Genomic DNA, 24,468 nt, shown 5'->3' with positions numbered 1-24,468 from the left:
ACCCTCCTCAGCCCGTGACCTGTTTACTGTGTGTTCGAATCCGATGCGTCATCGACTTCAAACCAGGGCGCACGGGCAGTCATGATCAGTGCCGCTGCGCGCGCTTCGTCCAACTCCTCGATATCGACCAGATCGTCGACAGACTGCTCGGCGAGATCTTCCATGGTAACGATGCCGCGACTGGCCAGAATGAAGGCCAGGTGGCGCTCCATGCCATCCATTTCCAGCAGATCTGCTGCTGGTTGGGCACCGTCTAGCGCTTCTTCCGAGGCAATTGCCATCGTCAGCAGCTCGTCTTTCGCACGTGCACGAAGCGCTTCGACTAAATCTTCATCGAACTCTTCGATTTCGAGCATCTCTTCCAGCGGCACGTAGGCGACTTCTTCCAGGGTTGTGAACCCCTCTTCCACTAACAGGCGGGCGACATCTTCATCCACTTCAAGGTGCTGGATAAAGGAGTCGACCAGGCTATCAATCTCTTGGTCGCGCTTAGACTCTGCTTCCTCTTCGGTCATGACGTTAATCCGCCAGCCGGTAAGCTCAGAGGCTAAACGTACGTTCTGACCGCTCCGGCCAATGGCTTGAGCAAGGTTATCTTGTGCCACGGCCACATCCATCGCGTGGGCGTCTTCGTCCACTAGAATAGACCCAACATCGGCGGGCGCCATGGCATTGATAACCAATTGGGCGGGATTGTCGTCCCACAGCACGATATCAACGCGTTCATTTTGCAGCTCCGAAGAGACGGCTTGAACGCGCGAACCGCGCATACCCACGCACGCACCGACGGGGTCAATGCGGCGATCATTGGTTTTAACGGCAATTTTGGCGCGCGAACCGGGATCACGAGCAGCACCTTTAATCTCAATCAGCTGCTCAGCGATTTCGGGTACTTCAATTTTGAACAGCTCGATGATCAATTCAGGACACGTGCGCGACAGCTGGAGTTGGGCGCCGCGAGCTTCTGGGTCTACTTTGACCAACAAGGCGCGCACCCGCTCGTTCATGCGGTAACGCTCGCCGTGAATCATTTCATTGCGCGGCAAAAACGCTTCGGCGTTTTCGCCCAAATCAATGATCAGGCCATCACGTGTGGTCTTTTTAACGATGCCCGCAACCAGTTCGCCTTCGCGATCGGCATATTGGCGCACTACCTCAGCCCGCTCAGCTTCGCGTACTTTCTGTACGATCACCTGCTTGGCGGTTTGTGCAGCGATACGACCAAACGACGCATTTTCGATGCTTTTTTCGACCACATCGCCTAGTTTCAGCGGCGGATCACGCTGCTCAGCGATGGTCTCTTTAATTTCGTAATCTGGCGTTTCGAACTCGTCGTCTTCCACGACCGTCCAGAAGCGGAAAGTTTCGTATTCACCGGTGCGACGGTCAATATGCACGCGCACATTGGCTTCTTCTTTATCAAAACGCTTACGTGACGCACTCGCAAGAGCGGCTTCTACCGCCTCGAAGATAACGTCACGCGGGACGCCCTTCTCATTGGAGATCGCGTCAACGACCATTAAAATTTCTTTACTCATGCGTATGCCTCGCCAGAAAACCTATCCTTATGTGCATCACCCCGGCAGCCTGCCGGCAGCGCCGCCACTCGGTCAATCGTCGAACCGCGGTACAATGTGAGCAGAATCAATACTCTCAATAGGAAAGCAATACTCTTCGCCATCCAGCTGTATGAGTACTTCATCTCCCTCAACACCGACCAAAAGCCCTTGATACTTGCGCCGCCCGTCAAAGGCAGTGCGCAACTTGAGCGCGACGTGATGACCTTGAAAGCGGGAAAACTGATCCAGGGAATACAAGGGACGTGCCATGCCTGGCGAGGAGACTTCCAACCGGTATTCACCGGCAATGGGGTCTTCCACATCCATAACAGCACTGACTTGGCGGCTAATATCTGCGCAGTCTTCCACGCTGACACCACTCTCGCGCTCGATATAAATCACCAGCCGCGAATTTTTGCCCTGGGAAAGATGGTCGATGCCCCATAGCTCAAAGCCCATGGCAGCAACAACAGGTTCGATTAGCGCGTGAAGCGCAGCGTGTTTAGTGGCCACAGACAAAGCTCCTATAGCCGTTGCATCAGGCACCTGGCCAGGAGTTAGTAAAAAAGCTAGGTGGCTGATTGGCGTTACTCGGGAATGTGTCTCCGGCAATCCGGACGACATCCGCTCTTAAGGCGCTTTCGTTTACAAAAGCGCTCGCTATCCAAAAGCTGCTAACAAAAAGCCCCTTCACTGGAAGGGGCTTTTTGAAAGAAACCTTGAGTACCATCTTAGAAACATGTAACCGGCATTGCCTGGCAAGAGTGAGTGTTTTCAAGAGTAGTACAAAGAAAACAAGCTATCTACATGCTACTAGGAAATGGTAGCGGGGACCGGATTTGAACCGATGACCTTCGGGTTATGAGCCCGACGAGCTACCAGACTGCTCCACCCCGCATCAATCTAGGTCGACGATAATAGACACTAAAGCTACTTACGTCAAGGACTACTTGCTTCAAGAACATCTTACTTAAAGCTGTTTTCGTTTAGCTGTTAAATGCGAAATTGCCATTTGACAGTAAAGAAAAACATTCTGGGAAGCTGGCGAACCAGCAAAACAGATGGTGCCGAAGGCGGGACTTGAACCCGCACGACCATACGGTCACTACCCCCTCAAGATAGCGTGTCTACCAATTCCACCACTTCGGCATCAGGGGAGGCTAAAGAAACGCTATCTAACTAAACAACGGGCAACTGCTTACTCGCTGCTTTCCTCTAGCACTGGCGCGGTATTATCCACGTCCGCAGGCCTGTCGTCAAGCGTCGGAACACTTTGCTGCTGCTCGATCAAACGCGAGTCCGGAATACCTGCTTCCGGCGCCTGACCGGCCTGGGTGGCGAAGTAAGCCAGCGCCATTGAGGTAACGAAGAAACCCGCCGCCAAAATAGCCGTGGTGCGCGACAGGAAGTTACCGCTGCCACGCGAACCAAACACGGTTTGTGAGGCGCCGCCCCCAAAAGCGGCACCGGCTTCGGCACCTTTACCCTGCTGAAGCAGAATGAGTACCACCAGGGCGACCGCAATCACCACATGAATCATAAGAATTGCAACTTGCATGGCGTTATCCTGCTGACTGACAAATGGCATAAAAATCATCGATCTTGAGTGAGGCTCCGCCCACTAGACCGCCGTCGATATCCGGCTGAGCGAGCAGCTCAGCCGCATTACTTGCGTTCATACTGCCGCCGTATAGCAAACGCAGCTGTTCGGCTAACCCCTTATCAAAACCCGCTTGGTAAGCACGAATGCCTGCCATGACCTCCTGGGCTTGCTCGGGCGTCGCCGTGCGCCCAGTGCCAATGGCCCAAACGGGCTCATAGGCAATCACGACCTGCTTGCGCTGGTCGGGCTCTAAGCGGGACATGACATAGCCTACTTGACGAAGCACTACCTCCATCGTGCGACCTGCGTCACGCTCCTCTAAAGACTCGCCCACACAAAGGATCGGCTTTAGATCGAAACTTAACGCTGCCAATAGACGCGCGAAAATTTGCTCATCGCTCTCTTTATAAAGCTGGCGTCGCTCGGAGTGCCCCACCAAGACATAAGAGACTGCAAACTCTTTGAGCATGCGGCCACTCACTTCACCGGTATGCGCCCCGGAGTGGATGGGATTTAATGTTTGTGCACCTAATGACAACACCGTACCTTCAAACGCGTGGCGTGCCGCATCCAAATAGGGGAACGGCGGAATAATAACCACATCCACGTTCTTTGGCGATACGGCAGCAGAGAAGGCCTGGCCGAATTCATTGATCAACGCCACGGAACCGTTCATTTTCCAGTTACCGGCAATTAAAGGCGTACGCATCGACTCTCCTCACTCAAGGTGGAGCGAAATGGTATAGGAGCGGCCTTGTCAAGACAACCGCTGTTGTAAGCACACGACTGGTTTCAGGAACCGGTTTATGGTGCCAACGGGCTGAGCCCCCTTATTTAATTAGCGCCTGGACTTGATCAGCAAGGCCACGCGCCAATTGCTCGACATCTAAATGCGCACGCCCTTCCACCATCACACGAATCAATGGCTCGGTGCCTGACGGACGCAGCAACACTCGCCCTTCATCTCCTAACTCATGCTCTAGGGCGGCAACTGCTTCCTGCAAAGGCGCAGATTCCATCACTTCTTTGGCACTTGCATGTGCGGGCAAACGCACATTGACCAATACCTGCGGCACTTTCTCTAACTCTTTTAATAGCGTGGGCAGGCTCTTTTGCTCACGCATCATCAGCGCCAACACCTGTAGCGCAGAGACAATTCCATCGCCGGTGGTCTGCACATGACCACAGACAATGTGCCCCGACGCCTCACCGCCTAGTTCCCAGCCATTGGCCGCCATCCGCTCCATGACAAAGCGATCACCCACCTTAGCCCGCTCAAAAGGAATGCCCAGTTTATTCAGCGCCATTGCGAGGCCAAAATTAGACATTAAGGTGCCCACCACGCCACCTTGAAGCAAACCACGCTCGTGACGATCGCGCGCAATTAAATAGAGAATATCGTCGCCGTCGACTTCGCGGCCATTGCCATCAACCAGCAGCACGCGATCACCATCACCGTCAAAAGCGATTCCCAAATCAGCGTTTTGCTGGATCACAGCAGCGCGCAGCGCAGCGGGATGAGTTGACCCCACCTGCTGATTAATGTTTAACCCGTCAGGTGCAGAGCCAATGGTAGTGACGTTAGCTCCAAGCTCACGAAACACATTAGGCGCGATATGGTAAGTGGCGCCATGGGCGCAATCCAGCACGACTTTAAGGCCGTGCAGGCTTAGCCGATCGGGCAGGGTTGATTTGCAATATTCGATGTAACGACCAGCAGCATCATCGATGCGGGTTGCTTTACCCAACTGGGCGGCTTCTGCTGTGGTCAATGGCGCCTCGAGCATCTCCTCAATCCGATCTTCCGTTTCATCGGGAAGCTTTTTGCCTTCCGCGGAGAAGAACTTGATGCCATTATCATCATATGGATTGTGCGATGCCGAAATCACAATCCCCGCATCAGCGCGGAACGTCCGCGTTAAGTAGGCGATACCTGGCGTCGGCATTGGCCCAAGGAGCGAGACATCGACACCAGCTGCCGAAAGCCCCGCCTCTAAAGCGGACTCAAACATATAACCAGAAATACGCGTATCTTTACCGATGAGCACCCGCGTCCGACCTTTATCACGGCGCAGCACCTGCCCCGCCGCCCAGCCTAGCTTGAGCATAAAGTCGGCCGTAATGGGTGATTGACCCACCGTGCCACGGATTCCGTCTGTCCCAAAATAGCGCCTAGTCATGCGTTAAACTCCTTGTTCAGCGGCGGCTCGCAGCCTTCTTGTAGTACCGCCCACGCCATATTGACTGCATCTACCGTTGCAGCGACATCATGCACGCGCAAAATATTCGCTCCACGCTCGACCGCCATCGCAGCGAGCGCCAAACCTCCTGAGAGACGCTCCTCCACCGGTCGACCCAACACTTTTCCAATCATGCTCTTGCGCGACATACCCACCAGCAATGGAAGCTCCAGTGACTGTAGAGTTTCCATATATTTGAGTAAGCGTAGATTGTGTTCGACGGTTTTGCCGAAGCCAAAACCAGGGTCAATTAAAAGTCGATTACGGCGCAGCCCGGCTGCCTCGCACTCGGCGACTCGGCGCGCCAAATAATCCGCCACTTCCTCTTCTATTGGGCGGCGATAAGCGGGCGCGTGCTGCATATCTTGCGGCTCGCCCTGGCGATGCATCAAGCAAACAGGTAGACCACTCCCTACTGCCGCAAGCAGCGCGCCTTCGCGCTCCAGCGCGCGCACGTCGTTGATCATCCCAGCGCCCAGCTCGCTCGCCTCGCGTATAACCGTCGGGCAACTGGTATCCACCGACACCAGGGCGTCCAGCTCGCGCACCAGAACCTCCACTACCGGCGCCACACGATCCAACTCCTGCTGAGGGCTAACAGGCGTAGCGCCAGGCCGGGTCGACTCGCCCCCCACGTCTATCATTGCAGCCCCTTCCGCCAGCATACGTTCGGCATGGCGCAGCGCGTCATCCAGTGCAACGTGCTGTCCACCATCAGAAAAGGAGTCTGGAGTGACATTGAGAATCCCCATCACGCGAGGAAAAGAGAGATCCAGCAGATGGCGACCACACCGCAAATGAAAAGCATTTTCTGCGGTTAGCATAGAGGACGAGTCGGTCATTGATTTCATTCTTCAGCCTGGTCAAGAAAAGAAACATGGCAGTGATATATACAGCATAACAAAAAAGGCGCCCCATGACGGGGCGCCTTCGGCTCATACGAGGGGTGATCTAACTAGTCATTTCACTAGGAACCCGCAGTTCCACCGAGAGGATCCGAGGGCCGACGGCGAGGTTTGTCATCTTCCTCTTCACCATCACTACCTGAAGCATTACTAGACGTATCATCATCGGCTTCTTGCACTTTTGGCTTATCACCGCCACCAATAGGCGTACCACCGCCGGATGAATCACCGTCGTCCCAGCCTTCAGGCGGACGGGGATCGCGCCCCTCCATGATGTCCTTCAACTGAGTGGCATCAATAGTCTCGTACTTCATTAGTGCCTCTGCCATGGCATCAAGCTTATCGCGATTATCCGTCAGGATTTGGCGCGCTTGCTCATAGCAGTCATCAATAATTTTGCGGACTTCCTTGTCAAGGCGGGTCGTGGTGTCACCCGACTTCATCTTACTACCACCCTGACCGGGACCACCGAGGAATTGATGCGACTCATCCTCGTCGTACATGATCGGCCCCATTTCGTCCGACAAGCCCCACTTAGCGACCATGTTATGAGCCAGCTCAGTCGCACGCTTGATGTCGTTAGAAGCACCGGTCGTTACGCCGTTCGGGCCTAATGTCATCTCCTCGGCAATACGACCACCGAACAGCGAGCAGATCTGCCCTAAAATTTGTTGCTTCGACAGGCTGTAACGATCCTCTTCCGGCAGGAACATGGTGACACCCAGCGCACGGCCACGGGGAATGATCGTTACCTTATAGACGGGGTCATGAGAAGGCACGACCAAGCCGATAATGGCGTGACCCGATTCATGGTAAGCCGTATTGAGCTTCTCTTTATCGGTCATGACCATCGATTTGCGCTCTGCGCCCATCATGATCTTGTCTTTCGCCAGCTCAAGCTCTTCCATGCTGACTAGGCGCTTGTTACGACGCGCGGCGAACAGCGCAGACTCATTCACCAAGTTAGCCAAGTCGGCACCGGAGAAGCCTGGCGTACCGCGTGCGATTATTTGCGGCTTAACGTCGTCTGCCAATGGCACTTTACGTAGGTGAACACCCAAAATGTGTTCACGACCACGGATATCGGGCAAACCAACGGTGACCTGACGGTCGAAGCGACCTGGGCGCATTAACGCAGGATCAAGTACATCAGGACGGTTAGTGGCTGCGATGACGATAATGCCTTCGTTCGCTTCAAAACCATCCATCTCGACCAGCAGCTGGTTCAACGTTTGCTCACGCTCGTCGTTACCACCACCCATGCCCGTGCCACGTGAACGGCCCACGGCGTCAATCTCATCGATAAAGATAATGCACGGCGCCTGCTTCTTGGCCTGTTCGAACATGTCGCGCACACGCGATGCACCCACACCCACAAACATTTCAACGAAGTCAGAACCCGAGATAGAGAAGAACGGCACTTTAGCTTCGCCAGCAATCGACTTTGCCAACAGCGTTTTACCGGTACCCGGAGGCCCCACCATTAGAACGCCGCGGGGAATCATACCGCCCAGGCGCTGGAACTTGGTCGGGTCGCGCAGGAAGTCGACCAGCTCTTCTACTTCTTCCTTCGCTTCATCACAGCCCGCCACGTCGGCAAAGGTGGTTTTGATCTGGTCTTGAGAGAGCAGCTTGGCCTTCGATTTACCAAAGCTCATTGGGCCGCCTTTGCCGCCGCCGGCTCCACCCTGCATCTGGCGCATAAAGAACATAAAAATGCCCAAAATCAGCAGAATCGGGAAGCTAGCGATAAGCAGGCGCGTCCAGATACTTTGCTGTTCTGGCTCTTTACCGACGACCGTTACATTATTGCTCAACAGATCGTCCATCAGCTTCGGATCCTCCGCCGCTGGGCGGATCGTCTGAAACTGAGAGCCATCCGTGCGCTCACCACTGATGGTGTAACCATCAATCGTGACGCTACGTACCTGCTGATTTTGCACCTGTTGCACAAACTGAGAGTAGTTTGTGTTTTGCGGTGCGCTTTCCGTACTGAAATTATTGAACACTGTCAGTAGGACGGCCGCGATGACCAACCACAGAATCAGGTTCTTCGCCATATCGTTCAAGGGGCTACCCTCATTACAAGAATCCGTCAGTTAAACCCTAGTGCTCAATGAAGCCTGCTAATAGGACATTACATCAGCATCAAGCGTTCAACCATTGCCAAAGCGTCTTATATTCTGCCTCGGGCCATCTGTGTCACGCGCACTTATGGCGACTAATGTGACACACGTTGCGCTTGCCTGTCTGGCAATCGCGCTGATAAATCTAGGCTATGAACCATACGAGCGACTGCCGCACCATCTGACCAGTCACCCGCGAAACCCTTCGGCCAGAAAATAGACCTCACGAGAACGTGCCCGCGAGGCATCCGGCTTTCGAGCCACTACTTTGTTAAAGCTACCGCGCAACTCTTTCAAGTAGGCGTCAAACCCTTCCCCCTGGAATACTTTAGCTAAAAATCGGCCACCGGGTGACAACGTTTCGCGAGCGAGTTCTAACGCTAGCTCCACTAAGTACATCGCCTGGGGTTGATCAATCGCTGCCATACCACTCATATTGGGGGCCATGTCCGACATCACAAGGTCTACACGGCGATTATCGAGGCGATTTAGTATCGCTTCCAATACAGCCTCTTCGGTAAAGTCCCCCTGGATGAAATCTACCCCGGCCAGCGCATCCATTTCGAGAATATCAGATGCGATCACCACACCTTCAGGCCCCACCCGCTCAGCGGCAATTTGACTCCATCCGCCGGGGGCTGCGCCTAGGTCAATCACCGTCATTCCAGGTCGTAGCAACTTATCCTTCTCATCCAGCTCGATCAGCTTGTAGCTGGCACGGGAGCGATAGCCATCCTGCCAACTCTGCTTCACATACTGGTCGTCAAAATGCTCCTTCTTCCAGTTATTACTGGTCTTGCTGACGGAGTGTTTACGGTTTGGGGGCTTTTGCTGCATGTAGGAATCTAACACTGAAATAAGAGATGGGCGCATTCACGCGATCGCTTTCACTCGGTGACGTTTCACCGTAAGATGGAGCGTTAAGCGCTAACCGGGATACCGCAAGATACCATGAGCTTGTCACAGGCACAAAAGAAAGCATTTCGTAGCATTGGCCACCATCTTAACCCAGTGGTCACCGTTTCTGAGAACGGCGTCTCCGAAAATTTGCTCGCAGAACTTAACCGCGCACTCACCGATCATGAACTGATCAAAGTGAAGCTCGCCCTTCCTGAGCGTGATGATCGGGCTGCCATGATAGCCGAACTGATCGCCAACAGCCGCGCCGACCTTGTGCAAACCATTGGCAAAATGGCGCTGCTCTATCGCAGAAACCCACAGGTGAACCCGAAGCTTTCTAATGTTACCCGCTTCGAGAACCACCACGGTCGGCATTAACCGTTAGATTGCACTCATTCCAAAACGAATGCTGCTACACGAAAACGCCCCTTCAACCGACCTAACCATGGTCAATTGAAGGGGCGTTTTTTTATCAAACGTACTCGACGCTACTTATTTCGTATTCGACTTCGCCGCCGGGGGTTTTCACCACCACGACATCACCCTCTTCCTTGCCGATCAAAGCACGGGCGATGGGAGAAGTGACCGAGATACGGCCAGACTTAATATCCGCCTCATCTTCGCCGACGATACGGTAAGTGACTTCCGCATCAGTATCGAGATTGATGAGCGACACGGTTACGCCGAAAATCACTTTGCCGGTTTTCGGCAGTTTAGTGACATCAATCACCTGCGCGACGGAGAGTTTACTTTCGATCTCCTGAATCCGCCCTTCGATAAACCCTTGCTGCTCGCGAGCAGCGTGATACTCGGCATTCTCTTTTAGATCGCCGTGTTCACGCGCTTCGGCGATGGCCGCGATTACCTGCGGACGCGCTTCGCCTTTGAGGTAATTCAGCTCTTCGCGAAGACTTCTTTCTCCCGCAACCGTCATCGGGACCTTGTTCATTGACTTGCTCCTGCATGCAGATCCTGAAGGCGCCGCACCGTAATCTCCCTACCGTACTCAAGCGCCATGCAAACAGCATTAGCGCCCGCCAAGGTGGTCGCATAGGGCACCTTGCGCGCGAGAGCAGTACGGCGAATGACCGAAGAGTCGTTGATTGCCTGGCGACCTTCGGTAGTGTTCACAATGTAGGCGATTTCGTCGTTCTTGAGCAGATCGACGATATGGGGACGTCCTTCGTAGACTTTATTGACATGTTCCACGGCAAGCCCAGCCGCTTCCAAAGCAGCCGCTGTTCCCCGTGTTGCACATAGCGTAAAGCCTAATGCTAACAGAGAACGACCCACTTCGATAATCCCTGCCTTATCGGGTTCGCGCACAGACAAAAATGCCTTACGCTCGCCGGTTAGCCCAGGAATCGCTTCACCCGCCCCCAACTGCGCCTTGAAAAAGGCTTCTGCAAAAGTATCCCCAGAGCCCATCACCTCACCAGTGGACTTCATTTCCGGCGAGAGAATCGGGTCAACCCCCTGGAATTTATTAAACGGGAAGACCGCCTCTTTAACACTATAGAAGTGCGGTACGATTTCGCGCTCAAAGCCCTGCTCAGCAAGCGTTTTTCCAGCCATGCAACGAGCCGCAATCTGTGCCAGCGAGGTGCCGATGCACTTCGATACAAAGGGCACGGTGCGCGAGGCGCGGGGATTCACCTCGATCACGTAGATCTCGCCATCCTGCCAGGCAAGCTGCACGTTCATTAAGCCCTTCACGCCCAGCTCAACCGCCATCTGTTTCACCTGATGGCGCATCTCATCCTGCACATCCGCAGGCAGCGAGTAAGGCGGCAGCGCACAGGCGGAGTCACCGGAGTGAACGCCCGCTTGCTCTACGTGCTGCATGATGCCGCCGATCACCACCTGGTGACCATCCGACACCGCATCGATGTCGATCTCGATCGCAGCACTCAAAAAGTGATCCAGCAGCACCGGTGAGTCATTAGAGACTTTCACCGCGTGGGTCATATAGTTTTCAAGCTCAGAGGCGTCGTAAACGATCTCCATGGCCCGGCCACCCAGCACGTAGCTGGGACGCACCACCAGCGGGTAGCCAATCGCTTCGGCTTTATCGAAGGCCTCGGCAAAGCTGCGCGCTGTAGCATTAGGCGGCTGCTTCAGGCCCAGCTTGTCGATCATCACCTGGAAGCGTTCGCGGTCTTCGGCGCGGTCGATGGCGTCCGGCGTGGTACCGATGATCGGCACACCGGCCGCCTCCAGCTCGCGAGCCAGTTTTAGTGGCGTTTGACCACCGAACTGAACGATCACGCCCACCGGCTTCTCTTTGTCGGCGATTTCGAGCACGTCTTCCAATGTGACCGGCTCAAAGTAGAGACGATCAGAGGTGTCGTAGTCGGTCGAGACGGTTTCCGGGTTGCAGTTGACCATGATGGTTTCATAGCCGTCGTCGCGCATGGCGAAGGCGGCGTGAACGCAGCAGTAGTCAAACTCGATACCCTGGCCGATACGGTTAGGACCACCGCCCAGTACCATAATTTTCTGACGGTCAGACACATCCGCTTCGCACTCCTCTTCATAGGTGGAGTACATATAGGCGGTGTCCGAGGCAAACTCCGCAGCACAGGTATCAACGCGCTTGTAAACCGGGCGAATACCGGCAGCCTGACGGGTTTGACGGAACTCTTTTTCGCTGACGCTGAGCAGCTTAGCCAGGCGCGCATCGCCAAAACCTTTGCGCTTGAGCTGATAGATCTCACGGGCAGAGAAATCAGTCAGCGAGCGCTTGGCAACGGCATTTTCAGTCAGCACCAGATCTTCCAGCTGGACCAGGAACCAAGGGTCGATATTGGTTAGGGCAAAGACCTCATCGACGCTCATGCCCGAGCGCATGGCATCCGCCACGTAGAAAATACGCTCAGCACCGGCGGCCTGGAGCTCACCCTGGATAATCGCCATATTGTCCGGCGTGAAATCAGTAATGATCGGATCAAGGCCATCGTTGCCGGTTTCCAGACCGCGCAGCGCTTTCTGCAGCGACTCCTGGAACGTACGGCCAATCGCCATCACCTCGCCCACCGACTTCATCTGCGTCGTCAGGCGATCGTTAGCCTGGGGGAATTTCTCAAAGGTGAAGCGCGGAATCTTAGTGACCACGTAATCGATAGACGGCTCAAATGATGCCGGCGTACGCCCGCCGGTAATATCGTTCTGTAGCTCGTCCAGGGTATAGCCAATCGCCAATTTCGCCGCGATTTTAGCAATCGGGAAACCGGTCGCTTTAGAGGCCAGCGCCGAGGAGCGCGACACCCGCGGGTTCATCTCAATGACTACCAAACGACCGGTTTTGGGGTCCATACCGAACTGGACGTTAGAGCCACCGGTCTCTACACCAATCTCGCGCAGCACCGCGAGGCTGGCGTCACGCATGATCTGATACTCTTTATCCGTCAGCGTTTGTGCCGGGGCCACGGTAATCGAGTCACCGGTGTGCACGCCCATGGGATCGAAGTTTTCAATCGCGCAGACGATGATGCAGTTGTCGTTTTTGTCGCGCACCACTTCCATCTCGTACTCTTTCCAACCCAGCAGCGACTCATCGATGAGCAGCTCGTGGTTGTTGGAGAGTTCAAAACCGCGGGTGCAGATCTCTTCGAACTCTTCCTTGTTGTACGCCACGCCACCGCCGGAGCCGCCCATGGTGTAGGAGGGGCGAATAATCGTCGGGAAACCCAGTTCCGCCTGAATCTCCCACGCCTCATCCATGGTGTGGGCGATTTTCGCTTTCGGGCACTCCAAACCAATGCGCTTCATGGCCTGATCAAACAGATCGCGGTCTTCGGCCATGTTAATCGCATCGGCGTTGGCACCGATCATCTCGACGCCGAACTTCTCCAGTACGCCATGTTTTTCAAGCTCAAGGGCGCAGTTCAGCGCCGTCTGACCACCCATGGTCGGCAGAATCGCGTCGGGGCGCTCCGCCTCGATGATCTTCTCTACCGTCTGCCAGGTAATTGGCTCGATGTAGGTGGCATCGGCCATGGCCGGGTCGGTCATGATAGTGGCGGGATTGGAGTTGACCAAAACAACCCGGTAACCCTCTTCGCGCAGTGCTTTACACGCCTGGGCGCCAGAGTAGTCGAATTCGCAGGCCTGGCCGATCACAATCGGGCCAGCGCCAATGATCAAAATAGTGTTGATGTCGGTACGCTTAGGCATAACGGTTCCCGCAAAAAATGGTGACGATGAGCGACAAAAAGACGGCGATACGGTGATGCGACAGGGCGCGTTAGCGACGCGCCTGCATCATGCCTACGAAGCGATCAAACAGCGGCGCCACATCACGCGGGCCGGGACTCGCTTCCGGGTGACCCTGAAAGCTGAACGCGGGTCGGTCGGTGAGCTCAATCCCTTGCAAGGTGCCGTCGAACAGCGACCGGTGCGTTGCGCGTACATTGGCAGGCAGTGTTGCCTCATCCGCCGCAAAGCCGTGGTTCTGGCTGGTGATCATTACTGTGCCGGTAGCCAAATCCTGCACCGGGTGGTTGGCACCATGGTGGCCGTGGCTCATTTTGACCGTCTTCGCCCCGGCGGCGAGCGCCAGCAGCTGGTGGCCCAGGCAGATACCAAACACCGGAATATCGGTTTCCAGTACGTCTCGAATCGCTTTAATAGCGTAGTCGCAGGGCTCTGGGTCGCCGGGACCATTGGCTAAAAACACGCCATCAGGCTTCATCGCCAGCACGTCAGCGGCGGGGGTTTGCGCGGGCACCACCGTCAGGCGGCAGCCGCGGGCGGCCAGCATGCGCAGGATGTTGAATTTCACGCCGTAATCATATGCCACCACATGGTAAGGCCGCTCACTTTGCGAAGCGTCGGCGTAACCTTCCCCCAATGTCCACTCGCCTTCGGACCACTCGTAGGCTTCTTTACACGACACTTCTTTGGCCAGATCCATGCCCTTCAGACCAGGGAAAGCCTTGGCGGCTTCCAGCGCCCGCGCCACAGCATGATCACCCTCAGCATCAGCACCCGCTAGAATCGCCCCGTTCTGCGCGCCTTTATCGCGCAAAATGCGCGTTAGGCGGCGGGTATCAATATCGGCAATGCCCAGCACATTCTGGCTTTTTAGGTAATCCGACAGCGACTGCTCTGAGCGGAAGCTGCTAGCCATTAACGGTAGATCACGAATGACCAGCCCTGCCGCGGCAATAGAGGCGGACTCAATGTCTTCTGCGTTAATGCCGGTATTGCCGATATGGGGATAGGTGAGGGTAACAATCTGGCGGGTGTAGGAGGGGTCGGTGAGGATTTCTTGATAACCGGTCATGGCCGTATTGAACACCACCTCACCGCTTGTTAATCCGTCCGCGCCAATGGCGATGCCGTGGAACACGCTACCATCTTCCAGAGCCAATATTGCGGGTTTGCTCAATGCGGGGTTATTCAAAACAAGATCCTCCCATGCTGGTGGGAGCCTGGTGGGCGCAGGCTCAGCAATTTCTTCGTTAATCCACGACCTCATTATCAAAAATGGGGTCGTAAAAAAGCGGGACGAAGCCGATAAAAAGAATCGGTTTCATCCCGCTTGTTGTTCGATGCCCTTCAGAGCCACTTAGCTATCAACGTAATAACCGTAAACTCGGGGGCAGGCTTTGGGCTGGCCAACGCAACAAGCGCGCCGTTTTAGTTCTCTAAGCCACCCGGCCAAAATTTTTGAAATGTTACAGGAATTCTTGGCCTAAAACTACCCCTGAGTAATAGGGCAATTCTAGCATTAGTCATTCCTTAATCTAAACCCAGCACATCCTGCATGTCGTAACGGCCGCTCTCTTTGCCTGCGACCCAGCGCGCCGCGCGAACCGCGCCTTTGGCAAAGGTCATTCGGCTGGAGGCTTTGTGAGTAATTTCGATGCGCTCGCCCTCGGTGGCAAACATCACCGTGTGCTCGCCAACGATATCGCCCGCGCGCACGGTGGCAAAGCCAATCTCTTTATCCGTACGGGGGCCGCACTGCCCTACCCGCTCGAACACGCCATGCTCTTTCAGGTTGCGCCCCAGGCTGTCGGCAATCACTTCGCCCATTTTGATCGCAGTACCGGAAGGTGCATCAACTTTATGACGGTGATGAGACTCGATCACTTCAATATCGTAGCCTTCATCGCCTAGCGCTTTGGCTGCGGTTTCAAGCAACTTCAGGGTCAGATTGACCCCGACACTCATATTGGGTGCGAACACCATGGCCACCTTGTCACGGTAGCTATCGAGCTGAGACAACTCATCATCGCTCATGCCGGTGGTGCCAATCACGATACGTTTGCCGTGCTCGGCACAAAACGCCAGATTACCAAGCGTGACCTGGGGAGCCGTGAAGTCGATCAGTACATCAAAATCATCGACAATCGACGCGAGCGAATCTACCGCAACGACGCCGCGCTTCCCCACGCCAGCCAGCTCACCAATGTCAGCGCCTACTAGAGAGCTACCCGGCTCCAGAATACCGCCAGCCAGCGTTGCCTCAGCCTCTTGCTCAATAGCATTTACCAACGTACGGCCCATGCGGCCAGCCACGCCTACAATGGCAATTCGGGTCATGCGAACTCCTGCGCTCTGCGTTTCGGTGCGTAAAACTTATGTTTTGAAAAATCTATGCTTTCACAAATCCATGCTTTCAAAACCCTAAGCTTTCAAAAATTGCCGCGATTATAGCAGACGCACCAGCGCATTCGATGCACTGCTTTCCCTCTTAAAAAGCTTGGCTTAGTTTTCCCACACAATTGCCAGCTCTTCATCACCAGCCATACGTACCAAGTGACGCTCGACTACCCCCTCCAACTCATCCAAATGCTCCTCTTCGAGGGTTTCGAGGGCTACCACCAATTTATCGGGCTCCGCGAGCATTAAGCAGGTGCCGGTGGCAAACGTAATGGTGGCTTGCTGATCGCTTTGCTCAACCTCCAGCTTATGCGCCCAGTGCTTGCAGAGACGATTGATTAAACGCTCGGCGGACGGCGTGGCAATTTCAACGCGTGATAACGGCATAAGAGTTCTCCGATATGTAAATAATGAAGAGGTAAGTCTATCGAGAAATTACTAACTAAAAATTAGAGGGTATCTGTAATTTTGACACTCAAAACTTAAATTAACGCAAACCGATAGCACTCAAACAGTAATGCGATACAATAGCATCTGCATTAAAATGCCATTCCGCCCGCTGCCCCACACACCTGCTCAACCAACACCTATCGACGAGTAAACAATGTTCAGCTATAAACGCATAAAATGTCTGCTTAGCGCCCTTGTCTGCATTGGCTACTGCACCACTGTTATCGCTGAAGATATCACTATTACCGATATCGCTGGCCGTCAAATCACTCTAGACGCCCCCGCTGAGAAGATTATTTTAGGCGAAGGCAGGCAAATTTATCTGCTCGGATTACTCGAACCTGAAGCTCCTTTTGCTCATGTGGTCGGCTGGCGCGAAGACTTTTCTCAGGCGGATCCCGATAACTATGCCCGTTACCTGGAGCGTTTCCCCGAGATCAAAGCGATCCCCACTTTTGGTGGCTTTAAAGACGGCACTTTTGACGTAGAGCAGGCCGCCTCGCTTAACCCCGACGTGGTATTGATGAACATCGAAGCCAAAGCCGCCACGGAAGACGCCGCCTACGATGATAAGTTGGCACAACTCGGCATTCCCATCATCTATGTAGATTTTCGCGAAGACCCGCTTGAAAACACGATTCCTTCCATGCGCATCATCGGTCAGATCATGGACGATGAAGAAGCGGCAGAAGAGTTCATCGAGTTTGCCGAGACACAGCTGGCACGGGTAACCGATGTCATCGCTAAGGCCAACCCAGAGCGCCCCAGCGTGTTTATTGACCGGGCCGGCGGCTACTCCGACGAGTGCTGCATGAGCTTTGGCCCCGCCAACTTTGGCGAGTATGTCACTTTGGCTGGTGGGAGCAATATTGCCGAGGGCATCATCCCTAACAGTTTCGGCAACCTGAACCCTGAACAGATTATCGCTGCCAATCCTGATCATGTGGTTGTCACCGGCGGCAACTGGGACGCCTACGTACCGGGCGGCAACTGGGTCGGCGTAGGCCCTGGGTCTGATATGCAGCTCGCCCGCACTAAGCTGGAAGCGCTGACCAAGCGCACCGCGATGACCGGCATCGAAGCGGTGGAATCAGGTAACTTTCACGCTATTTGGCACCAGTTTTACAACAGCCCTTACTACTTCGTGGCCGTTCAGCAGTTAGCCAAATGGCTACACCCAGAGCTGTTTGAAGACCTGGACCCCAACGCCACAATGGAAGAGCTGCACGAACGCTTCTTGCCCATCGACTATGAACCCGGCTATTGGTTAACGCTCCATGAGGACTGAAACAGGAACAAGCGAACACGTCTCCCAGGGGCGCGCTTTCTACCATAGCCAGGTTTTCCGCCGCCAGATGATACTGGCGGCACTGGTTTTAGCGCTATTTTTTAGCCTCTGCGTCGACCTAGCGCTGGGGCCCGCCCGCTATAGCCTGGGCGAAGTGGTCGCCGCGTTATTCACGCCAGAGAGTGTCAGCCAGCAGGCCCGGGTTATTCTTTGGGAAATCCGCATGCCGGTGGCGCTGATGGCACTCGTGGTGGGTGCCAGCCTGTCGGTGGCCGGGGCGCAGATGCAAACCATTCTGAGCAACCCGCTAGCCAGCCCGTTTACCTTGGGGATTTCCGCCGGGGCCAGTTTTGGCGCCGCCCTGGGTCTCGCCTTTGGCGTGGCGCTGGTGCCTGCTGCCATTGAGTTTGTGGTGCCCATCAACGCCTTCGTGATGGCCATGTTTACTGCCTTCTTAATTCATGCCTTAAGCCTTAAGCGTGGCGTGACGGTAGAGACCATTGTGCTGCTCGGCATCGCCATGGTGTTTATCTTCAACTCACTGATGGCGCTGATTCAGTTCTTTGCCAGTCAGGAGGCGGTCTCCGCAGTGGTGTTTTGGACAATGGGCAGCTTGACCAAAGCCACCTGGCCGAAGTTCTGGATCGCCCTTAGCATTCTTGCCTTGTCGATGCCGCTGCTTGCCCGGCATGGCTGGGCGCTGACCGCCATGCGCCTGGGCGACGCCAAAGCCGAGAGCATGGGCGTCAATCCCCGCGCGCTGCGTCTGGAAGTACTGGTACTGGTGTCACTGCTTGCGGCCATCGCGGTGGCGTTCGTGGGTACCATTGGGTTTATTGGCTTGGTTGGGCCGCATATTGCGCGCATTTTACTGGGCGAGGATCAGCGCTTCTTTTTGCCCGGCTCGGCCCTGTGCGGCGCACTGATCCTCTCCGTTGGCTCGGTCATCTCCAAGATCATTATTCCTGGCACCATTATTCCCATTGGCATTATTACCTCGCTAGTGGGGATTCCCTTCTTCCTATTTCTGGTGCTTAGCCACAAGAAGGCCTCATGGTAACCCTACAACTGAACCGTGTATCCGCCCGATACGGGCGCCGCCCTATTCTGGAAGAGATCACCACGCCCTGTTTTCAAGGCGGGCAAGTCGTCGCCCTGCTAGGGCCCAATGCGGCGGGTAAATCGACGCTTTTTCGCCGCATTTTAGGGTTATTGAAAGGCGAAGGCGACGTGATTATCAGCGGCACCAGCGCCGAACGCCCCGTGGGCTATATGCCCCAGGATACCGGCGCCAAGGCCGTGCTGACGGTCTATGAGTCGGTACTTTTGGCACGCATGCAGGGGCGTGGATTAAAAGTGCAGCCTGAGGATTTAGCGCAGGTTGATCGTGCGCTTGAGGAGCTCTCTATTGCGGCCCTTGGCGAGCGGGATATCGGCGACCTTAGCGGCGGGCAGCGCCAGTTGGTCAGCGCTGCCCAAGCTCTGGTGCAAGAGCCCGAGATTTTGATGCTGGACGAGCCCACTTCGGCACTCGATCTTAACCGCCAGATTAACCTGCTGACAGTACTGCGCCGGTTAGCCGATGATCGCCAGATGCTGATTCTAGTGGCACTTCACGACCTGGGGCATGCATTGCGTTTCGCAGACGCGGCCATGATGCTTGAAAATGGCCGCTTGATTGCCTGCGGTTCCACCGCCGACGTGATTACCCCTGCGCTGCTACGTCAGGTTTATCGGGTATCGACACGCATCGAGTCCTGCTCGAAAGGCCAACCACAGCTTATCGTCGAATCAGCCATTTAAGCCGCCGCCCTTCCATCGCCGCTAGCGCTACCCCGGATAACATCAGCGGTAGCGCTAGCAGAAAGCCGCTGGAGACCGGTATTCCAAACAGCACCCAATCGGCGAGCACGGGCCACACCAGGGCAATATATTCGAAAGGTGCCAAACGCGATGCCTCGGCGTAGCGTAGGGCCAATGTCATCGCGATATGAGCAGCACCGCCAAACAGACCTGAGAACACCAACAGCGCAAACTCTACCCGGTTGAGTGCTGCCCAGCCCAATGGCAGCGTTGCCAGCCCTGCCAGCGCAGCCACTAAAATAAAGTAGAAGGCGATTGAAGCTGCCGTCTCGGTGCGCGAAATACGCCTGACGGTTAATAAAGCACCGGCCGTTAGCAGCGCACCCAACGCCCCTAGCGCGTACCCGGTCGCTTGGCCGTTACTGGAACTGGCATTAAGCCCAGGCAAAATCAGCACGGCTACCCCAGCAAGCGCCAGCACCACGCCACCCGCGCGATTAAGCGAGCAGCGCTCTCCCAGCAGCAGCACACCGCCAATCGCCATAAAGACCGGCGTAAGCTGAGCGAGCAGGGTTGCTTCCGCCACTGGCAAAAGCGCCACGGCGGCAAAAGAAGCGAACATCGCCGCCGCCCCCAGGCCGGAGCGCAACGCATGCCCCAGCGGGCGGCGCGTCGCCAATCCGCGTGGGAACTCCCGCCGCAGAAGTAGGAAAACGACAATAGGCAGCAGCGCAAACAACGAGCGAAAAAACACCGACTGCCCCACAGGCACTTCTTCACTAACTGCCTTGATACACACCAGCATCCCGGTAAAAAGCAGGCCAGACAGTACCCGCAGCAAAATGCCCATGGTGGGCCTTTCTTCAAGGTGATCCATTGCGCTTATCATTCCTTAAACAGCAAAAACCCCCGGGCGAACCGAGGGTTTTTGGGCTAAACACCTAACTGCTTACCATTATCTCAGACTTACGGCTTCATATCTTCAAAGAAGCTCTTCACGCTGTCGAAGAAACCGGTTTTCTTCGGCGAGTGATTGTGGCTGTTGCTGTCGTCGAAGCTCTGTTGCAGCTGGCGCAATAGATCGCGCTGCTCATCGTTAAGCTTGACGGGGGTTTCAACTACCACTTTGCACAGCAGATCACCTGGCATACCACCGCGTACTGGCTTCACGCCTTTACCGCGCAGGCGGAACAGCTTGCCTGTCTGGGTTTCCGGCGGAATCTTCAATTTCACGCGACCGTCTAACGTCGGCACTTCAAGCTCGCCACCTAGCGCTGCATCGACAAAGTTGATCGGCACGTCACACTGCAGGTGTTTACCGTCACGCTGGAAAATATGGTGTGGCTTGATAGCCACCTGCACATACAGATCTCCAGGCGGGCCACCGTTAACACCGCTTTCGCCTTCACCGTTCAAACGAATACGGTCACCGGTATCCACGCCGGGCGGAATCTTGACGGACAGCGTGCGTGTCTCACGTACGCGCCCTTCGCCATTACACTTGTGGCACGGCACTTTAATGTGCTGACCAGAGCCATGACAGGTCGGGCAAGTCTGCTGCACGGCGAAGAAGCCCTGCTGCATACGCACTTGACCGTGACCGTGACAGGTCGGGCACGTCTCTTTAGACGAGCCGGGCTCGGCGCCGCCGCCATCGCAACGGTCACACTCGATATGCCGCGGCACGCGAATATCGACGGTAGTCCCTGAAACTGCGTTCTCTAAATCCAGCTCAAGGTTATAGCGCAGGTCGGAACCGCGTGCCGGGGCGTTGGGCCCACGGCGGCGACCACCACCTCCGCCAAAAATATCGCCAAACACATCACCGAAAATGTCGCTGAAATCACCAGCGCCTGCGCCGCCGAAACCACCGCCGCCGCCTTGGCCATCAACGCCCGCATGGCCAAACTGGTCATAAGCTGCGCGTTTCTCGCCGTCGCTAAGTACTTCATACGCTTCGGACACTTCACGGAATTTTTCCGCTGAGGTGTTATCGTCCGGGTTTCGATCAGGGTGGAATTTTTGCGCCAGACGGCGATAGGCCTTCTTGATCTCTTTCTGATCGGCCCCTTTTTCGACACCCAGGACTTCGTAATAATCGCGTTTGGACATAGGGCCCTACGCCTCCTGGTTAGCTACGCACTTAACAGAAACTTATCTCGTGCGCTTTGGCTGCGGAAACAGCAACGCGGGAGTAAGCTCCCGCGTCACCGCTTTTCCTTGGCAGAAAGAGGTTGTTACTGCTTTTTCTGATCGTCGTTGACTTCTTCGTACTCGGCGTCAACCACGTCATCTTCCGGCTTGGAACCTGTGTTTTCGGTACCTTCACCGCCCTCTTGCTGAGCCGCTTCTGCCTGCTCGGCGTACATTTTCTGGGCTAGCTGACCAGAAGCTTCAGTCAATGCATCCAGTTTCTTCTGAATGTTATCGACGTCGTCACCTTTAACCGCTTCTTCCAACTCGCTGATAGCGGTCTGAATCGCCTGCTTCTCGTCGTCAGTCGCTTTGTCGCCAGCTTCTTCCAACGTTTTGCGCGTGGCGTGAATCATGCCATCGGCTTGGTTACGCAGCTGTACCAGCTCTTCGAACTTCTTATCTTCTTCGGCGTGCGCTTCAGCATCGCGCACCATCTGCTCGACTTCTTCCTCGGACAGACCGCTGGAAGCCTTAATGACAATCGACTGCTCTTTGCCAGTGGCTTTGTCTTTCGCCGATACGTTCAGAATACCGTTGGCGTCCAAGTCAAAGGCGACTTCGATCTGCGGCACACCGCGCGGTGCCGGCGGAATGTCAGCAAGATCAAAACGACCCAGTGACTTATTCTGCGACACTTGCTTACGCTCACCCTGTACGGCGTGAATGGTCACCGCCGTTTGGTTGTCATCCGCCGTTGAGAAGGTTTGTGTCTTCTTGGTCGGGATGGTGGTGTTCTTTTCGATCAGTGGCGTCATCACGCCGCCCAGGGTTTCGATACCCAGGGTTAGCGGAGTGACGTCAAGCAGCAGAACGTCTTTAACGTCGCCACCCAGTACGCCGCCCTGAATCGCTGCACCAACGGCAACCGCTTCATCCGGGTTAACGTCTTTGCGTGCTTCTTTACCGAAGAAGTCAGCGGCTTTCTTCTGCACCATCGGCATGCGTGTCTGGCCACCGACCAGGATCACTTCGTCGATTTCAGCCGCAGACAGCCCCGCATCTTTCAGCGCCATTTTGCACGGCTCGAGCGAGCGCTGAACCAGTTCTTCTACTAGCGACTCCAGCTTGGCGCGTGTCACCTTCACGTTAAGGTGTTTCGGGCCAGTGTTGTCGGCTGTGATGTAAGGCAGGTTCACGTCGGTCTGCTGGGCACTGGAAAGCTCAATTTTGGCTTTCTCAGCGGCTTCTTTCAGACGCTGCATGGCGAGGTTGTCGCCGGACAGGTCAATGCCGCTGTCTGACTTGAACTGATCAACCAGGTAGTTGATCAACGCCAAGTCGAAATCTTCGCCGCCCAGGAAGGTGTCACCATTAGTGGCCAACACTTCAAACTGGGTTTCGCCATCAACGTCAGCAATTTCGATAATAGAGATATCGAAGGTACCGCCACCCAGGTCATAGACCGCGATGGTTTTGTCGCCGCGCGACTTGTCCATACCGTAAGCCAGTGCGGCAGCGGTTGGTTCGTTGATGATGCGCTTAACGTCCAGACCCGCGATGCGGCCAGCATCTTTCGTTGCCTGACGCTGGCTGTCGTTGAAGTAAGCCGGTACGGTAATAACGGCTTCGGTGACCGTTTCGCCCAGGTAGTCTTCGGCGGTTTTCTTCATTTTCTTCAACACTTCCGCGCTAACCTGCGGCGGTGCCATTTTTTTGCCTTTTACTTCAACCCAAGCATCACCATTGTCTGCTTCGGTGATTTTGTACGGCACCATTTTGATGTCTTTCTGGACAACGTCGTCTTTAAAGCGACGGCCAATTAGACGCTTGATAGCGTACAGGGTGTTTTCTGGGTTAGTAACGGCCTGACGTTTAGCCGCCTGACCTACCAGCGTTTCACCATCATCGGTATACGCGATGATAGAAGGCGTCGTACGGCCGCCTTCGGCGTTTTCGATAACTTTAGCGCTGTCACCATCGAGCACGGCCACACAAGAGTTAGTGGTGCCCAGGTCGATACCAATTATACGTCCCATAGCAATACCTCGAATTCGGTTGTTACAAAACTGAAAATTTAGTTTTAAAAGCTTGTCTGCGGGTTTCCCCGCGGGGTTGCCCTTTATTTGGGGGCCGCCGCTGACATTTCAAGGGCTTTTTTTCACACTCTTATTTCACACTCTGTGCCGCCAGTGGCTTAATCGGCTTTTTTACTCACGACAACCATCGCCGGGCGCACCAGGCGTCCATTGAGTAAATAGCCTTTTTGCATAACGTCCATCACGGTGTTCGGATCAAGATCCGGGTTAGGCACCATGGTCATGGCTTCGTGCACCTGCGGGTCGAAGGGCTCACCATGGGGCTCAATGCTTTCTACCCCGAATTTGTTAAGCACATCCACCTGCATCTTCAAGGTCATGGAGACGCCTTCACGGTGGATGTCCGAGGCACCCTCTTCCATAGTCTCTAGCGCTTTTTCCAGGCTATCCACGACCGGCAGCAGCTCTTTAACAAACTTTTCAAGCGCAAACTTGCGGGCTTTTTCGGCTTCCTGCTCGGCACGGCGGCGAACGTTTTGTGCTTCCGCGGCGGCGCGCAGGGCCTGATCTTTGGCATCAGCTAAACTCTGCTCTAACTCATCCACCTGGGCTGCCAGCATTTCCGCTTCGGGGTTATCGACGCCTCCTTCTAACGGCTCTTCGTCATTGATCAACCCTTCCAGCTCGCCTTCCATCAAGCGCTCTTCTGCGGCTTGTTCCGCCGCCTGCTCGGCACCATCGGCGTCTTGCTCGTGGCGTGCCAGTTCGTCATCCAACGGAGTTTGCGGTTCTTTCGCCATGTTGTGCTCC

The 24,468-nt window shown here is 55.1% G+C and carries 21 protein-coding genes and 2 tRNA genes; 4 read left to right on the top strand and 19 right to left on the bottom strand.

Features of this window, described 5'->3' with window-relative positions:
• Positions 1-23: 23 nt before the first annotated feature.
• The 10 genes from nusA to rlmE all read right to left on the bottom strand — a co-directional run bounded on the left by nusA (position 24) and on the right by rlmE (position 9,270).
• Positions 24-1,538: a transcription termination factor NusA gene (gene nusA / locus AC5TBW_RS01660; protein WP_495510420.1), complete on the bottom strand. Its 1,515-nt coding sequence runs from the start codon at positions 1,536-1,538 to the stop codon at positions 24-26.
• Positions 1,539-1,610: 72 nt separating this feature from the next.
• Positions 1,611-2,072 (bottom strand): ribosome maturation factor RimP, encoded by a 462-nt coding sequence (gene rimP, locus AC5TBW_RS01655; protein WP_495510419.1) that lies wholly within the window; start codon positions 2,070-2,072, stop codon positions 1,611-1,613.
• A 308-nt stretch (positions 2,073-2,380) separates the two neighbouring features.
• Positions 2,381-2,457: transfer RNA gene (locus AC5TBW_RS01650), tRNA-Met, on the bottom strand.
• Between the two features lie 164 nt (positions 2,458-2,621).
• A tRNA-Leu gene (locus AC5TBW_RS01645) sits at positions 2,622-2,708 on the bottom strand.
• A 49-nt stretch (positions 2,709-2,757) separates the two neighbouring features.
• The gene (gene secG, locus AC5TBW_RS01640) at positions 2,758-3,117 is read right to left on the bottom strand and encodes a preprotein translocase subunit SecG (RefSeq protein WP_022520708.1); all 360 of its coding nucleotides are present in this window, start codon (positions 3,115-3,117) and stop codon (positions 2,758-2,760) included.
• A gap of 4 nt (positions 3,118-3,121) precedes the next feature.
• Entirely contained in the window at positions 3,122-3,871 is a 750-nt protein-coding gene (tpiA, locus tag AC5TBW_RS01635; RefSeq protein ID WP_495510418.1) for a triose-phosphate isomerase, read from the bottom strand.
• Positions 3,872-3,992: 121 nt separating this feature from the next.
• On the bottom strand, positions 3,993-5,342 hold the full coding sequence (gene glmM, locus AC5TBW_RS01630; RefSeq protein WP_495510417.1) for a phosphoglucosamine mutase: 1,350 nt from the start codon (positions 5,340-5,342) through the stop codon (positions 3,993-3,995).
• Positions 5,339-6,253: a dihydropteroate synthase gene (folP, locus tag AC5TBW_RS01625; protein WP_495510416.1), complete on the bottom strand. Its 915-nt coding sequence runs from the start codon at positions 6,251-6,253 to the stop codon at positions 5,339-5,341. Before folP ends, glmM begins: the two co-directional genes overlap by 4 nt.
• 116 nt (positions 6,254-6,369) lie before the next feature.
• Complete coding sequence (ftsH, locus tag AC5TBW_RS01620; protein WP_495510415.1) at positions 6,370-8,376, bottom strand: ATP-dependent zinc metalloprotease FtsH; 2,007 nt, start codon at positions 8,374-8,376, stop codon at positions 6,370-6,372.
• Between the two features lie 246 nt (positions 8,377-8,622).
• Complete coding sequence (gene rlmE / locus AC5TBW_RS01615; protein ID WP_495511895.1) at positions 8,623-9,270, bottom strand: 23S rRNA (uridine(2552)-2'-O)-methyltransferase RlmE; 648 nt, start codon at positions 9,268-9,270, stop codon at positions 8,623-8,625.
• A gap of 114 nt (positions 9,271-9,384) precedes the next feature.
• On the opposite strand from rlmE, the gene yhbY reads away from it, so the two are divergent.
• Entirely contained in the window at positions 9,385-9,711 is a 327-nt protein-coding gene (gene yhbY / locus AC5TBW_RS01610) for a ribosome assembly RNA-binding protein YhbY (protein ID WP_022520713.1), read from the top strand.
• Between the two features lie 94 nt (positions 9,712-9,805).
• Here yhbY and greA read toward each other — a convergent pair whose 3' ends face one another.
• The 5 genes from greA to AC5TBW_RS01585 all read right to left on the bottom strand — a co-directional run bounded on the left by greA (position 9,806) and on the right by AC5TBW_RS01585 (position 16,332).
• Positions 9,806-10,282: a transcription elongation factor GreA gene (gene greA / locus AC5TBW_RS01605; RefSeq protein WP_495510414.1), complete on the bottom strand. Its 477-nt coding sequence runs from the start codon at positions 10,280-10,282 to the stop codon at positions 9,806-9,808.
• Positions 10,279-13,509, bottom strand: a complete 3,231-nt coding sequence (gene carB, locus AC5TBW_RS01600) for a carbamoyl-phosphate synthase large subunit (protein ID WP_495510413.1) — start codon at positions 13,507-13,509, stop codon at positions 10,279-10,281. Before carB ends, greA begins: the two co-directional genes overlap by 4 nt.
• Positions 13,510-13,579: 70 nt before the next feature.
• Positions 13,580-14,725, bottom strand: a complete 1,146-nt coding sequence (gene carA, locus AC5TBW_RS01595; protein ID WP_495511894.1) for a glutamine-hydrolyzing carbamoyl-phosphate synthase small subunit — start codon at positions 14,723-14,725, stop codon at positions 13,580-13,582.
• A 353-nt stretch (positions 14,726-15,078) separates the two neighbouring features.
• On the bottom strand, positions 15,079-15,885 hold the full coding sequence (gene dapB, locus AC5TBW_RS01590; RefSeq protein WP_495510412.1) for a 4-hydroxy-tetrahydrodipicolinate reductase: 807 nt from the start codon (positions 15,883-15,885) through the stop codon (positions 15,079-15,081).
• 165 nt (positions 15,886-16,050) lie between these two features.
• The gene (locus AC5TBW_RS01585; RefSeq protein ID WP_071695095.1) at positions 16,051-16,332 is read right to left on the bottom strand and encodes a DUF2218 domain-containing protein; all 282 of its coding nucleotides are present in this window, start codon (positions 16,330-16,332) and stop codon (positions 16,051-16,053) included.
• 217 nt (positions 16,333-16,549) lie between these two features.
• On the opposite strand from AC5TBW_RS01585, the gene AC5TBW_RS01580 reads away from it, so the two are divergent.
• Genes AC5TBW_RS01580 through AC5TBW_RS01570 form a run of 3 tightly spaced genes read left to right on the top strand, consistent with a single transcriptional unit; the run spans position 16,550 to position 19,486 of the window.
• Positions 16,550-17,683 carry an ABC transporter substrate-binding protein gene (locus AC5TBW_RS01580; protein WP_495510411.1) on the top strand — a complete coding sequence of 378 codons (1,134 nt, stop codon included), beginning with the start codon at positions 16,550-16,552 and terminating at the stop codon, positions 17,681-17,683.
• Entirely contained in the window at positions 17,673-18,743 is a 1,071-nt protein-coding gene (locus tag AC5TBW_RS01575; RefSeq protein ID WP_495510410.1) for a FecCD family ABC transporter permease, read from the top strand. The genes AC5TBW_RS01580 and AC5TBW_RS01575 overlap by 11 nt, the downstream gene beginning before the upstream one ends.
• Entirely contained in the window at positions 18,737-19,486 is a 750-nt protein-coding gene (locus tag AC5TBW_RS01570) for an ABC transporter ATP-binding protein (RefSeq protein WP_495510409.1), read from the top strand. The genes AC5TBW_RS01575 and AC5TBW_RS01570 overlap by 7 nt, the downstream gene beginning before the upstream one ends.
• Here the strand turns inward: AC5TBW_RS01570 and AC5TBW_RS01565 are convergent.
• From AC5TBW_RS01565 to grpE, 4 genes are all read right to left on the bottom strand, one after another.
• Entirely contained in the window at positions 19,464-20,363 is a 900-nt protein-coding gene (locus AC5TBW_RS01565) for a DMT family transporter (protein ID WP_495510408.1), read from the bottom strand. The genes AC5TBW_RS01570 and AC5TBW_RS01565 overlap by 23 nt on opposite strands.
• A gap of 89 nt (positions 20,364-20,452) precedes the next feature.
• Positions 20,453-21,598: a molecular chaperone DnaJ gene (dnaJ, locus tag AC5TBW_RS01560; protein WP_290700651.1), complete on the bottom strand. Its 1,146-nt coding sequence runs from the start codon at positions 21,596-21,598 to the stop codon at positions 20,453-20,455.
• A gap of 125 nt (positions 21,599-21,723) precedes the next feature.
• Positions 21,724-23,658, bottom strand: a complete 1,935-nt coding sequence (gene dnaK / locus AC5TBW_RS01555; RefSeq protein ID WP_495510407.1) for a molecular chaperone DnaK — start codon at positions 23,656-23,658, stop codon at positions 21,724-21,726.
• A 158-nt stretch (positions 23,659-23,816) separates the two neighbouring features.
• A complete protein-coding gene (gene grpE, locus AC5TBW_RS01550) occupies positions 23,817-24,458 on the bottom strand; it encodes a nucleotide exchange factor GrpE (RefSeq protein ID WP_495510406.1) in 642 nt (213 codons plus the stop codon).
• Positions 24,459-24,468 lie beyond the last annotated feature (10 nt).

The sequence above is a fragment of the Vreelandella sp. ssv genome (assembly GCF_059448525.1).
Note: the sequence above shows the minus strand (reverse complement) of the source record. Positions and strands in the feature narration are given on the sequence as shown.

Coding starts and splice junctions, on each gene's coding strand:
- nusA (WP_495510420.1), bottom strand. CDS start 1,538: ATGAGTAAAGAAATTTTAATGGTCGTTGACGCGATCTCCAATGAGAAG.
- secG (WP_022520708.1), bottom strand. CDS start 3,117: ATGCAAGTTGCAATTCTTATGATTCATGTGGTGATTGCGGTCGCCCTG.
- tpiA (WP_495510418.1), bottom strand. CDS start 3,871: ATGCGTACGCCTTTAATTGCCGGTAACTGGAAAATGAACGGTTCCGTG.
- glmM (WP_495510417.1), bottom strand. CDS start 5,342: ATGACTAGGCGCTATTTTGGGACAGACGGAATCCGTGGCACGGTGGGT.
- folP (WP_495510416.1), bottom strand. CDS start 6,253: ATGAAATCAATGACCGACTCGTCCTCTATGCTAACCGCAGAAAATGCT.
- rlmE (WP_495511895.1), bottom strand. CDS start 9,270: ATGCAGCAAAAGCCCCCAAACCGTAAACACTCCGTCAGCAAGACCAGT.
- yhbY (WP_022520713.1), top strand. CDS start 9,385: ATGAGCTTGTCACAGGCACAAAAGAAAGCATTTCGTAGCATTGGCCAC.
- greA (WP_495510414.1), bottom strand. CDS start 10,282: ATGAACAAGGTCCCGATGACGGTTGCGGGAGAAAGAAGTCTTCGCGAA.
- carB (WP_495510413.1), bottom strand. CDS start 13,509: ATGCCTAAGCGTACCGACATCAACACTATTTTGATCATTGGCGCTGGC.
- dapB (WP_495510412.1), bottom strand. CDS start 15,885: ATGACCCGAATTGCCATTGTAGGCGTGGCTGGCCGCATGGGCCGTACG.
- AC5TBW_RS01585 (WP_071695095.1), bottom strand. CDS start 16,332: ATGCCGTTATCACGCGTTGAAATTGCCACGCCGTCCGCCGAGCGTTTA.
- AC5TBW_RS01580 (WP_495510411.1), top strand. CDS start 16,550: ATGTTCAGCTATAAACGCATAAAATGTCTGCTTAGCGCCCTTGTCTGC.
- AC5TBW_RS01575 (WP_495510410.1), top strand. CDS start 17,673: ATGAGGACTGAAACAGGAACAAGCGAACACGTCTCCCAGGGGCGCGCT.
- AC5TBW_RS01570 (WP_495510409.1), top strand. CDS start 18,737: ATGGTAACCCTACAACTGAACCGTGTATCCGCCCGATACGGGCGCCGC.
- AC5TBW_RS01565 (WP_495510408.1), bottom strand. CDS start 20,363: ATGGATCACCTTGAAGAAAGGCCCACCATGGGCATTTTGCTGCGGGTA.
- dnaJ (WP_290700651.1), bottom strand. CDS start 21,598: ATGTCCAAACGCGATTATTACGAAGTCCTGGGTGTCGAAAAAGGGGCC.
- dnaK (WP_495510407.1), bottom strand. CDS start 23,658: ATGGGACGTATAATTGGTATCGACCTGGGCACCACTAACTCTTGTGTG.
- grpE (WP_495510406.1), bottom strand. CDS start 24,458: ATGGCGAAAGAACCGCAAACTCCGTTGGATGACGAACTGGCACGCCAC.